This is a genomic window from Pseudonocardia sp. SID8383, assembly GCF_009864975.1.
GTDB classification, from domain to species: Bacteria; Actinomycetota; Actinomycetes; order Mycobacteriales; family Pseudonocardiaceae; genus Pseudonocardia; species Pseudonocardia alni.
Genome location: NZ_WWFY01000271.1, coordinates 1 through 11,531, shown reverse-complemented (window position 1 = coordinate 11,531; position 11,531 = coordinate 1). Strand labels below are relative to the sequence as shown.

Sequence of the window (11,531 nt, the reverse complement as noted above, 5' to 3'; positions counted from 1 at the left end):
CCGCCCGGGCCGCGTGCCGCGAGCTGGGCGCGGTCGTCGCCGCGACCGTCATGCCGGAGGGCTGAGCTACCGGCGCCCGGTGGCGGGCCGCACCCCGAGGTGCGCCTCGATCCGGTCGGCCCACACCGACGCGATCGTGCGGTAGGCGCCCGGTCCGGCGTGCAGGCCGTCCGCGGTCCGCCCGGCGGGGAACAGGGTGGCGGTGTCGACGAACTCCACCGAGTGCCCGGCCGCCCGGTGCGCGGCGGCGACCCGGGGCAGGTACTCGGCCAGCCGCGCCCGCTCGGCCCGTTGCTTCGGCAGCGGCGCCCACACCCCGGCCATGATCACGTGGGTGTGCGGTGCGGCTGCGAACACGCGGTCCAGCAGCCGGTCCAGGCTCGCCGCCGTCGCCCGCGCGCTCGCGTCCTGCAACAGGTCGTTGGTCCCGGCGTGCAGCAGCACGACGTCCGGCTGCGCGGCCAGCACCCAACCGCCCGTCATCGGCACCATCCGGGCCGCCGTCCAGCCGGAGCGGCCCTCGTGGTCGGTGTCGGGCAGCGCGTCCGGCCCGGAGCTGCGGGAGCCGACGTAGTCGATGCGGACGCCGTCGGCGGCCAGGCGCTGCCACAGCGGGAGGCGGTAACCGGCCGTCGCCGGGCTCCCCACCCCGACCGTCGACGACGCGCCCAGCGGCATCACCCGCACCACCCCGGGATCGTCGACGGCGGCGGGCACCTCGGCGTCCTCCGGCCGGTCCGCCGCGGGCAGCGCCGACAGCGCGACCGCGGCCACCGTCGCCACGACCCCGGTGAGGATGCGGCGGGAGGGCCTCACGGCGGACTCAGACCGCGCCGAACTGGCGGTCCCCGGCGTCGCCGAGGCCGGGGACGATGAACGCGGAGTCGTTGAGCCGCTCGTCGATGCTGGCGGTCACCATCCGGACCGGCAGCCCGGATGCGCGCAGCCGCTCCACGCCCTCCGGCGCGGACAGCGCGCAGAGGACCGTCACGTCGTCGGCGCCGCGGCGGGTCAGCAGCTCCACGGTGTGCACCATCGAGCCGCCGGTGGCCAGCATCGGGTCGAGCACGAACACCGGCCGCCCGACGAGGCTGTCGGGCAGCGACTCCATGTAGGGCACCGGCCGGTGGGTCGTCTCGTCGCGGGCCATGCCGACGAAGCCCATCTGCGAGTCCGGGATCAGGTTCAGCGCGGCCTCGGCCATCCCCAGCCCGGCCCGCAGCACGGGGACGAGCACCGGCGGGACGGCGAGCCGGTGGCCGACCGTCCGCGAGACCGGGGTGTGGATCCGCTCCTCGGCCAGCGGCGCCGAGCGGGTGGCCTCGTAGACCAGCATCAGGGTGAGCTCGCGCAACGCCGCCCGGAAGGTCGCGTTGTCGGTGCGGGCGTCCCGCATGGTGCTGAGCCGGGCCCGCGCGAGCGGGTGGGCGACGACGATCGTGTCCACGGCCGCACAGCCTACGGCGGCCGGGCCGCGCGGAGATCCCCCGTGAGGAGGCGCCCGGCCCACCGATCCGGTGCCGTCGCCCCGCCGGGCCGTGGGACCCGACGGCCGGACGCGCTCCGTGTCCTGCGACGATGCCGTCCCGTGACCGGACGGACACCGGGACGTCATCCCCGGACGTTGACACGGATGCGTGTCACGGTTCACGAAGCGTGAGAAGCACGCGCTCACCGACGAGTGACGCCGGGACCGGCCGGATGCATCTCCTCGTCCTCCCGGGTGAGGCCGCGGACACCCTCGCAGACCTTGCGTGACAGCCGATCCCGGAGCGGAACCGTGATCACCAACGGTTGCCGGTCGGACACGGCCGGTTCCCCGGATCGCGTGATCGACCGCGTGGAGTGCCGCGATCAGCACGCGCGGTCGCCGATCTCGCGATTCACCTGACCCGAACGGGTGGTATGGCCGAAACGGTGTCACATCGAGGGCACCGCCGACGCTGTACTAGACGACAAGGAGGTGATCCGATGCCGGAGAACACGACTTCCGAGGAGCAGACGTTGATCGCTGCTGCGGAGAAGCTCACGCAGTGCGACGGATACGTTGTTCTGGCGGTGGACCCACAGACCGGGGAGGTGGACGCGCACGGCCCGTTCGACGGGATGACGGCGACCGTCAAGGCCGACCAGCTGCGACGCGACTTCGACCGGGGTGGACTCGAGGACGTGTCCATCGGAGTGGTCCGACTGCACTCCCAGGCCTGACCCCGCACGACCGTGATCCGCCGGGCCGGCGACACCCGAGGTGGTGGGACCGGCCGGCGGCAGGACGCGACGATAGGCTCGCCCCGTGGCAAGCGACATCGTCCCGATCCGGCTCGCTCTCACCCGGGGCGACGTGGTCACCCTGTGGGCTCCCCCCTGGCGCGAGGACGGCGAGGAGTGGGAAGCCTTCCTCGGCGACGACGAGCACGTGTTCGTCTTCGACGAGGTGGCCGGTCTCGCCGCGTTCGTGCGGACCGCACCCGAGCACGACCTGGCCGACCACCCCGCGTGGTCCGCGGTCCCCGGGCTCGCGGTCGCCGAGCTGACCCCCGACGCCGTCCACCGGTACGACCTGGTCGGTCTGCCGGAGCTGGCCGCCGCCGACCCGGACGCGCTGACCGTGCAGGAGCTGCACGAGACCGTCTCGATCGTCCGGTCGCTGGCCGACGTCTGCGACCTCTCCGCCGTGATCGCCGCGCTCGACGGCGAGCCCACGTTCGCGCTGCTGCGCGAGGGCGAGCAGGCCTTCGCCGGACGTGACGGCGCCAAGCGCTGGACCGCGCTGTCCGAGGCGATCGCGACGCACTGGGACGGGATCGTCGACACCGTCGACGACCTCGTCGCCACACCGGACCTCGACGCCGGGGCGCTGGACAAGGCGCGCGCCGAGGAACAGGAGCTGCGCGACCGTCTCGCCGAACAGCCCCTCGACGACGACGAGGCCCTCGAGGCCGCCGCGCTCGCCGCGAGCACCGAGGACGCCGACACCGCCGCGGAGGAGCCGAACGGCTTCTGGGCCGAGGTCGGCATCGACCCGATCCGCATCGAGGTCGGCGACCGCTCCGTGGTCAGCCTGCGCTGCTACCTCGACGACAAGCCGGTCTTCCTCGGCTCCGACGGCCGGATCGACGTGTTCGGCTCCGAGCGTGCGCTGTTCCGGGCGCTGGCCGACCGGGAGCACCCCGCCGTCGCCGGGACCGACCTGACCGCGGCCGTCACCTTCGCCGAGGTGCTCGACGCGGCCGCCGTCGGCGAGCTCGACGGCGGCGTCGAGGACATGAACACCTACGTGCTGACCGGGATCGGCCCCGACCTCGCCGAGGGCGTGCTCGACCTGGACCCGGTCCAGCTCGACCTGGCCTCGGAGCTGCTGACCGACGTCGGCGAGTGGGCCGGGGACCCCGAGCCCGCCGAGGTCCTCGCCGAGTCCAACAGCCTCGGCTGGCTCGTGTCGTTCGTCGTGCGGCCGGACCCGACGCGGATGGCGCCCAGCCCGCCGTTCACCCAGGAGGCGCAGTCCTGGGGCGAGCTCGTCGCCGGGCTCGAGGCCCGGCTGCGGGAGCACTAGCCCGATCGGCCCCGCAAGGGGCCTGCCCAGGGCCGGAAGAACCGGAGCGCCGGGGCGTTCCGGGATGCCCCAGCTCTGACATTCGATCGGATATTGTCAGCGTCGGGGACTTGTGATTCGCTTATGTCGTCAGCAGTCATCTCGACAAGGTGGTCGACGGCATGCGCGTTCCCGATCAGGTCCGCACCCGAGCCCAGGCGGCGATCCCGATGCGCCGCCAGATCCAGGCGCTGCATCTGATGCAGCGGGCCAGGAGGCTGGTGGTCGGTGACGGGCAACCACGCTTCAGCGAGTCCGACATCGCGGAGGTGTCCGACCTCGACCTGACCGAGATCGACGTCAGCAACCCGTTCCTGTGGCGTCAGCAGCAGTGGCTGCCCTACTTCCGTCGGCTGCGCGACGAGGCGCCCGTGCACTTCCGGGCCGACAGCGCGTTCGGGCCGTTCTGGTCGGTCACCCGGTACGACGACATCGTGCGGGTCGACAAGGACTTCGAGACCTTCTCCGCGGAACCGCAGATCGTCCTCGGTTCGCCGCCGGACGGTCTCGACATCGAGATGTTCATCGCGATGGACCCGCCGCGCCACGACCAGCAGCGCGCAGCCGTGCAGGGTGTCGTGGCTCCGAAGAACCTCGAGGAGATGGAGGGCCTGATCCGTTCGCGTGTGCGGGAGGTCCTCGACGGGTTGCCGGTGGGAGAGCCGTTCGACTGGGTCGACCGGGTCAGCGTGGAGCTGACCTCGCGGATGCTGGCCACCCTGCTCGACTTCCCGTACGACCAGCGCCGCAAGCTGGTGCAGTGGACGGATCTGGTGGCGACGAGCGCGTCGGCGACCGGCGGCTCCAACAACACCGACGAGATCTACCGCGGCGCCGCGGAGATGGCACGCGCCTTCAGCGAGCTGTGGCACGAGAAGGCGGCTCGTCTCGCCGACGGTGACGAGCCGGGTTACGACCTCATCACCCTCATGCAGCTCTCCGAGGACACCAAGGACCTGATCCATCGTCCGATGGAGTTCCTGGGCAACCTGGTACTGCTCGTGGTGGGCGGCAACGACACCACCCGGAACTCGATGACCGGTGGCGTGCTGGCCCTCAACCAGTTCCCCGAGCAGTTCGACCGGCTGCGGGCCGATCCGTCGCTCGTGCCGAAGCTGGTCCACGAGATCCTGCGGTGGCAGACACCGCTGGCCTACATGCGCCGGGTCGCCAGGCGCGACACCGTCCTGAACGGCCAGTTCATCCGCAAGGGCGACAAGGTCGTCATGTGGTACGCCTCGGCGAACCGGGACGAGCGGACGTTCGAGGACCCGGACTCGTTCCTCATCGACAGGCGGAACGCACGGCACCACCTTGCGTTCGGTATCGGTCCGCACCGCTGCATGGGCAGCCGGCTGGCCGAGTTGCAGTTGCGCATCCTCTGGGAGGAGCTGCTCGCACGCTTCGACGACATCGAGGTCCTCGCCGAACCGACCCGGGTGCAGTCGAACTTCGTGCGCGGCTACAGCTCGATGATGGTGCGGCTGACGCCTGCGGGTGGAGAGCGGCCCGGCGACGGCCCGTACCGCTCGGCCCTGGCCGCCGAGCGGGGGGCGGCCCCGGCTGCGGCGTCGTCCGCCTCGCCCGTCTCCGAGCCCACCCCCACCGCGACGCCGACGTCGTCGTCCCGGGTCGGGCGGGCCACCCCGCGCGGCGCCGGCCTCCTGGACCTGCAGGTCGCGTCGCGCCGCGAGGTGGCCGAAGGGGTCGTCGAGCTGACCCTCACCGACCCCACGGGCGCCGCCTTGCCGGCCTGGGCGCCCGGTGCCCACATCGACGTGGTCCTGAACCGCGGGCTGACACGGCAGTACTCCTTGTGCGGCGACCCAGCGCCGGGCTCCCCCTGGAGGGTGGCGGTGCTGCGCGAACCGCGGAGTCGCGGAGGGTCGGCGTACGTGCACGACACGCTGGATGTGGGGCACACGCTGCGTGTCCGAGGTCCCCGCAACCACTTCGCCCTCGAACCGTCACCTCGCTACCAGTTCATCGCCGGCGGCATCGGCATCACCCCCATCCGCGCCATGGTCGAGTCCGCCCGGTCCGACGGCGCCGACTGGCACCTGTTGTACGGCGGCCGGTCCCGGACGTCGATGGCCTTCCTCGACGAGCTCGACGACGACGAGCGGGTGACCGTGTGGCCCCAGGACGAGCGCGGCCTGCTCGATCTCGACTCGGTCCTGGGCACCCCGCGGACCGACACCCTCGTCTACTGCTGCGGCCCGGGCGCACTCCTCGACGCGGTCGAGGGCAGGTGCGGTACCTGGCCCCGGGACAGCCTGCATCTCGAACGGTTCGTGGCCGCGGTGGCCGACCCGACCACGGGAGGGCTGGACACGTTCGAGGTCGATTGCGCCGCCTCGGGGGTCACCGTGGACGTCGCTCGAGGCATGTCGGTCTTCGACGCGCTGGAGCAGGCCGGTGTGGCCGTGATGGGCTCCTGCATGGAGGGCATCTGCGGCACCTGCGAGGCCGACGTCGTCGAGGGCACCCCCGATCACCGCGACGCGGTGCTCTCGCGGGCCGAGCGGGAGCGGGGTGAGGTCATGATGACGTGCGTGTCACGCGCGCTGACCCGGCGACTGGTCCTGGACCTCTGAGACGGCTGCCGTCGGGGGGCCGGGACTCAGGCGAATCCGCGCACCACGTGCCTGACCCGGTCCACGGCCTGGTCGACCTCCACGGTCGGTTGCAGCAGATGGCTGAGGACGAGCCGGACCACGGTGTCGACCATGGCCTCGGGGGCGGCCGCACCGAGCTGGGCGCCGAGGGCCTGCACGGCGTTGCCGAGCACGACGTCCGGATGCACGGCGACCAGCTCCAGGAGACCGTGGTCGTGGCCGGGACGCAGGACCGCGGCGAGGACCGCGTTCTCCCGACCGTGGTCGAGTGCGTGGCGCGCCGCCGCGGCGATCCCGTCCTCCAGCGAGTCGGGATGGGCCGCCACTCCCTCCTGCACCCGCGCCAGGAACCGTTCGACCTCACGGTCCACCACGGCGCGGCCGAGTTCGGCCTTGGTACCGACCTCCTTGTGCAGGCTCTGCCGCGGCACTCCGGAGCGCTGGGCGACCTTGGTGATGCTGAGCCGGTCCCAGCCCTCCTCGGTGATCAGCTCGACCGAGGCGTCCAGCACCCTCTCGAGCCGCAACGCGCGCAGTTCGGTGTAGAAGGCAGGAGCACTCATGCGACGAGCGTAGGACAGCAGTGACACGCGGCTCCGCGCCCTCGCGTCGGCCCGGACACCGGTGCGGGGACCGCCGGGCCCACCACGGTCGTGTCGATCGGGACGAGGAGCGTCGGCTTGGCCGGCACGACTAGCGCGACAGGGCCTCGTACCCGGGCTTGATGACGTCCTCGATGAGCGCCAGGCGCTCGTCGAACCCGATGAACGCCGACTTCATCGCATTGACGGTGAACCAGCGCAGGGTGTCCCAGCCGTAGCCGAAGGTCTCGGCCAGGTCGTACATCTCGCTGGTCATGGTGCAGCCGGACATCAGCCGGTTGTCGGTGTTGACCGTGACCCGGAACCGCAGGTCGGTGAGCAGCCCGATGGGATGCTCGGCCAGCGACGACGCGGCGCCGGTGTGCACGTTCGAGGTCGGGCACATCTCCAGCGGGACGCGGCTGTCGCGGACCCAGGCGGCGAGGCGGCCCAGGTGCGGGCCGTCGTCGGTGACGGTGATGTCGTCGACGATCCGGACGCCGTGTCCGAGCCGGTCGGCGCCGCACCACTGCACGGCCTCCCAGATCGACGGCAGCCCGAACGCCTCACCGGCGTGGATGGTGACGTGGGCGTTCTGCTGACGGACGTACTCGAACGCGTCGAGGTGGCGGGTGGGCGGGAACCCCTTCTCGGCGCCGGCGATGTCGAACCCGACCACGCCGGAGTCGCGGTGGCGCACGGCCAGCTCGGCGATCTCCCGGGACCGGGCGGCGTGCCGCATCGCGGTGAGCAGGGTGCCGACCCGGACGGTGTTCCCGGCCGCCGCGGCGCGGGCGGTGCCGATCCGGAACCCGTCGAGGACGGCCGCGATGACGGCGTCGAGGTCCAGACCGCCCTCGACGTGCAGCTCGGGGGCGAAACGCACCTCGGCGTAGACGACACCGTCGGCGGCCAGGTCCTCGGCGGCCTCGGCCGCGACCCGGGTCAGCGCCTCCCGGGTCTGCAGCACGGCGACGGTGTGCCCGAAGGTCTCGAGGTAGCGGACCAGCGAGCCGGAGTGGGCGGCACCGAGGAACCAGGCCGCGAGCTCGCCGGGGTCGGTGGTGGGGAGCTTGTCGTAGCCGTACTCGCGGGCCAGGTCGACGACGGTCCCGACCCGCAGGCCGCCGTCGAGGTGGTCGTGCAGGAGCACCTTGGGGGCGCGGCGGACGGTGTCGCGGGTGACCGGGACGGGAGCGGTGGGATCTGCCACCCGGGCACGGTACCGAGCGGCGTGGCGCGCGACGACCGGCGCCCGGACCTGCCATGATCGACCCGATCCGGGCGCGGAGACATGCCCCGGACGGCCGAGCGCAACACCGTCCGTCGACCCTCGTACGGCGGTCGCTACCCTCTGGGCACTCCCCACTTGGCTCAGAGGAAGCGCAGCAGGTGCCATGAGCGACACTTCGAACCTCTCGTTCGACCGGATGCGCGGCATGCTCATGCGAGCGGCCGAGATCCGTGACAGCGAACAGCAGCAGATCTTCGACTCCCTCGACGAGATCCACGCCCGGCTGGCGGCCCTGGACGCCATCGGCACCGTGCGCAAGAAGCTCACCGAACTCCCCGACCGGACCGAGCTGAACGTCCTGGCCGAGCGCCTCGACGAGACCGTGTCCAAGCTGGACAACACCGAGATCGTGCTCGGCGCGATCACCCGGGCCATCGAGTCCCTGCCGGACAAGCTGGCCAAGCCGATCGCCCAGCTCGACGGGCGGCTCGACGGCATGGGCGGGCGCCTCGAGGGCGTCTCGGGCCGGATGGACGGCCTGGACGACCGCCTGGGCGGCCTGCACAAGCGCCTCGACGACCTCGACAACCGCCTCGACCGGCACGAGATGCGGCTCGACGCGATGCCGAACGCCGTCGCCTCCCCGATCAAGGAGCGGGTCGACGGCGTCGAGCGTCAGGTGCGCGAGCAGCTCGACGCGGCCGTGCACTCCTTCGAGGAGACCGGCGAGGGCCTGCGCAATCTGCTGGGCGACACCTCGGTGGGCCTGCACCGCCGCCTGGAGGACCTGGCCCAGCGCCCGGCCGTCGACCCGGCCCCGGCGTTCGACGCCCTCACCGAGCGGCTGGAGGCCCTCTCCGCCCGCCTGGAGGAGGTCGGCACCCGGCTCGACTCGGTCGAGTCCGGTCTCGACGGCAAGCTGACCGACCTGGACGGGTCGGTCAAGGAGCGGGTCGGCAAGCTCGGCGGGTCCCTGAAGGACCGCCTCGGCGAGCTCGACGGCTCGGTCACCGAGCGGCTGTCGTCGCTGTCGGAGGCCGTGGACGGCCGGTTCGACGCGCTCGGCGAGAGCGTCGACGGCCGCCTCGACAAGCTGACCGGCGACGTCGACGGCCGCCTCGACAAGCTGACCGGGGAGGTCGACACCCGCCTCGAGAAGCTCGCCGGCGACGTGGACAAGCTCTCGACGGGCGTCGACGACCGGCTCGCCGGCCTCGACACCGTGCTGCGCGACCGTCCGGACACCGGCTCGGTCAGCGACCTGGTCACCAAGGCCAACGCCGAGTCCGAGCGCCGCAACGCCAGCCAGCTCGACGAGGCCATGGCGACGTTCGCGGAGCTGATCATGGGCCGGGGTGGGCAGTACGCCCAGCAGGCCCCGCCGCCCCCGCCCCGCCCGGCCCAGCGCCGCGGGCGGGCCAAGGTCGCGGTGAAGAGCCAGAACGGTGCCTCCGCCGCCGACCTGGTCGGCGACGACCCGGACGACTGAGCCGCCGGTTCTCCTGACGGACGCCGCGCCCCGCACGCCGGGGGCGCGGCGTTCGTGCGTTCCGGGCCCGTGCACCGGCCGGTGACAACCGGCCGCGACGGTCCCATCGTCTCCGCACCGCTGCCGGTGGACGGAGGTCGTCGTGGATCCTGCCCTCAGCTCCGCCCCAACCGCGCCCCGCACGCCCCGGCGGGGGTGCCCCCAGGGGAACTCTCGTAGCGCTCTAAGCCACGAAGGTTCCCCTGGGGGCACCCCGCGGGGGCGACGCAGGAGGGTCAGCGGCGGGCGAGGCGGCGGAAGACGGCGTCGAGCTCGGACACCTTCAGCACCCGCATCCCGGCGACGGCCAGCGGCAGCGCGATCAGCGCGCCCCCGACCAGCAGGGTCCAGGCGCGAGCCACGTCCGGCCAGTCCGCCAGCACCGGGCCCAGCAGCCGGGTGAGACCCCAGGCGACGGCGGCGGCGACCGCGGAGGCGGACGCGACCTTGGCCAGGCACACCAGGACCTCGCCGGAGCGGGCCCGCCCGAGGCGGCGGCGCAGCAGCCACTGCCCGAGCACCGCGCCCCCGACGAACGAGACCCCGTTCGCCGCGGCGAGGCCGAGCACGACCTGCTCCGGCGGGAGCAGCAGCGGGCACGCCAGCAACAGCGGGATCTTGACCCCCACCATGCCGACCTGGATCAGCGTCGGGGTGCGGGAGTCGGTCATCGCGTAGAACACGCGCATCTGCAGCATCGTGACCGCGTAGGGCAGCAGCCCGAACGCCGACCAGGCGACGGCCTGACCGAGGCGCTCGGCCCCGGTCCCGCTGCCCGCCCCGACGGAGAACAGCGCGGTGCCCAGGGACGGGCCGAACGCCGTCATGACGGCCGCGATCGGGACGAGCCCGACGGTGGACAGGCGCGCGCCGAGCGAGAGGTCGGTGACGACCTGGTCGACGTCGCCCTTGGCCGCGGCGCGGCTCATCCGCGGCATCAGTGCGGTCAGCAGCGACACCCCGAGCACCCCGTACGGGACCTGGAGCAGCAGCCACGCGTTCATGTAGGTCGCGACCGACCCCTCGGACGCCGACGCGGCGACCCGGGTGGTGACGATGTAGCCGGCCTGCCCGACCAGCACGTAGGCCACGATCCACAGCGCCATCCCGCCGGCCAGCGACAGCCGCGGGTCCCAGCCCCACACCGGGCGGTAGCGGAACCCGATGCTGCGCATGAACGGGATGAGCACCAGTGCCTGGACGACGATGCCGAGCGTCGTCCCGACACCCAGCACCAGCAGCTTCGGGTCACCCATCCGGACCGGGTCGACCGAGATCTCCCCCGGCACGAGCACGTAGACGACGAGCACACCCAGCAGGACCAGGTTGTTGAGCACCGGCGCCCAGGCGAACGGCCCGAACACCTGTTTCGAGTTCAGGACCGCGCCGAGCAGCGCGCCGATGCCGTAGAAGAAGATCTGCGGCAGCAGCAGCCAGGCGAACGCCGTGGCCAGGGCCGGGTTGGCCTGCCCGGTGTCCCCCGAGCCGAGGTAGAGCCTCGTCAGCAGCGGGGCGGCGGCCATCGCGATCAGGGTCGCGACCAGCAACGCGGCCCCGACGACGGTGAGCAGACGCCGGGTGAAGCGTTCGCCGCCGTCGGCGTCCTCGGCCTGGGCGCGGACCAGCACCGGGATCATCACGCTGGTCAGGACCCCGCCGAGCAGCAGCTCGTAGACGATGTTCGGCAGCGTGTTCGAGATCGTGTAGGAGTCGTTGACGACCGCGAAGCCCAGCACCGCGACCAGCGCGAGGTTCCGGACGAAGCCGGTGAGCCTGCTGACCAGGCTGGCGATCGCGATCATGCCGGAGGAGCGGACGAGCGAGCCGGTGTGCTCCGCGCCGCCGGACGGTGTGGTCCCGGCGGGGTCGTCCCCGGACGTCCCCGGGGCCGGTGCTCCGCCGTCCCCGGGCGTCTCCCCCGCCGGCGCGGTGCCGTGCGAGGGCGTCCCCGGACCCGCGGCGGCGCCGTCCGGGC

The 11,531-nt window shown here is 72.8% G+C and carries 9 protein-coding genes; 4 read left to right on the top strand and 5 right to left on the bottom strand.

The annotated features are described in order from the left end of the window. Positions 1 to 66 precede the first annotated feature (66 nt). Entirely contained in the window at positions 67 to 816 is a 750-nt protein-coding gene (locus GTW08_RS06485; protein ID WP_073576389.1) for a GDSL-type esterase/lipase family protein, read from the bottom strand. A 7-nt stretch (positions 817 to 823) separates the two neighbouring features. Continuing rightward, positions 824 to 1,447 (bottom strand): uracil phosphoribosyltransferase, encoded by a 624-nt coding sequence (gene upp / locus GTW08_RS06480; RefSeq protein WP_161151574.1) that lies wholly within the window; start codon positions 1,445 to 1,447, stop codon positions 824 to 826. A gap of 524 nt (positions 1,448 to 1,971) precedes the next feature. Between upp and GTW08_RS06475 the strand changes: the two genes are divergently transcribed. From GTW08_RS06475 to GTW08_RS06465, 3 genes are all read left to right on the top strand, one after another. After that, positions 1,972 to 2,208, top strand: a complete 237-nt coding sequence (locus GTW08_RS06475; protein ID WP_073576391.1) for a hypothetical protein — start codon at positions 1,972 to 1,974, stop codon at positions 2,206 to 2,208. Between the two features lie 85 nt (positions 2,209 to 2,293). After that, positions 2,294 to 3,556: a primosomal protein gene (locus GTW08_RS06470; RefSeq protein ID WP_161151573.1), complete on the top strand. Its 1,263-nt coding sequence runs from the start codon at positions 2,294 to 2,296 to the stop codon at positions 3,554 to 3,556. Positions 3,557 to 3,717: 161 nt separating this feature from the next. Next, positions 3,718 to 6,192, top strand: coding sequence for a cytochrome P450/oxidoreductase (locus GTW08_RS06465; protein ID WP_161151572.1), 2,475 nt, complete (start codon positions 3,718 to 3,720; stop codon positions 6,190 to 6,192). Between the two features lie 26 nt (positions 6,193 to 6,218). Here the strand turns inward: GTW08_RS06465 and GTW08_RS06460 are convergent, their stop codons facing one another. Both GTW08_RS06460 and GTW08_RS06455 read right to left on the bottom strand, forming a co-directional pair. After that, positions 6,219 to 6,776, bottom strand: coding sequence for a TetR family transcriptional regulator (locus GTW08_RS06460; protein ID WP_073576393.1), 558 nt, complete (start codon positions 6,774 to 6,776; stop codon positions 6,219 to 6,221). 130 nt (positions 6,777 to 6,906) lie between these two features. Then, positions 6,907 to 8,007 carry an adenosine deaminase gene (locus GTW08_RS06455; RefSeq protein ID WP_161151571.1) on the bottom strand — a complete coding sequence of 367 codons (1,101 nt, stop codon included), beginning with the start codon at positions 8,005 to 8,007 and terminating at the stop codon, positions 6,907 to 6,909. A gap of 184 nt (positions 8,008 to 8,191) precedes the next feature. Here GTW08_RS06455 and GTW08_RS06450 point away from each other — a divergent pair, with 184 nt between their 5' ends. After that, complete coding sequence (locus tag GTW08_RS06450) at positions 8,192 to 9,517, top strand: PA containing protein (protein WP_161151570.1); 1,326 nt, start codon at positions 8,192 to 8,194, stop codon at positions 9,515 to 9,517. A gap of 275 nt (positions 9,518 to 9,792) precedes the next feature. On the opposite strand, the gene murJ is transcribed toward GTW08_RS06450, so the two are convergent. Then, on the bottom strand, positions 9,793 to 11,531 hold a 1,739-nt coding region (murJ, locus tag GTW08_RS06445), incomplete at its 5' end, for a murein biosynthesis integral membrane protein MurJ (protein ID WP_237453593.1).

What these genes read in the sequence shown, in the direction of transcription:
- GTW08_RS06475 (WP_073576391.1), top strand. Translation starts at nt 1,972, where the DNA reads ATGCCGGAGAACACGACTTCCGAGGAGCAGACGTTGATCGCTGCTGCG.
- GTW08_RS06465 (WP_161151572.1), top strand. Translation starts at nt 3,718, where the DNA reads ATGCGCGTTCCCGATCAGGTCCGCACCCGAGCCCAGGCGGCGATCCCG.
- GTW08_RS06460 (WP_073576393.1), bottom strand. Translation starts at nt 6,776, where the DNA reads ATGAGTGCTCCTGCCTTCTACACCGAACTGCGCGCGTTGCGGCTCGAG.
- GTW08_RS06450 (WP_161151570.1), top strand. Translation starts at nt 8,192, where the DNA reads ATGAGCGACACTTCGAACCTCTCGTTCGACCGGATGCGCGGCATGCTC.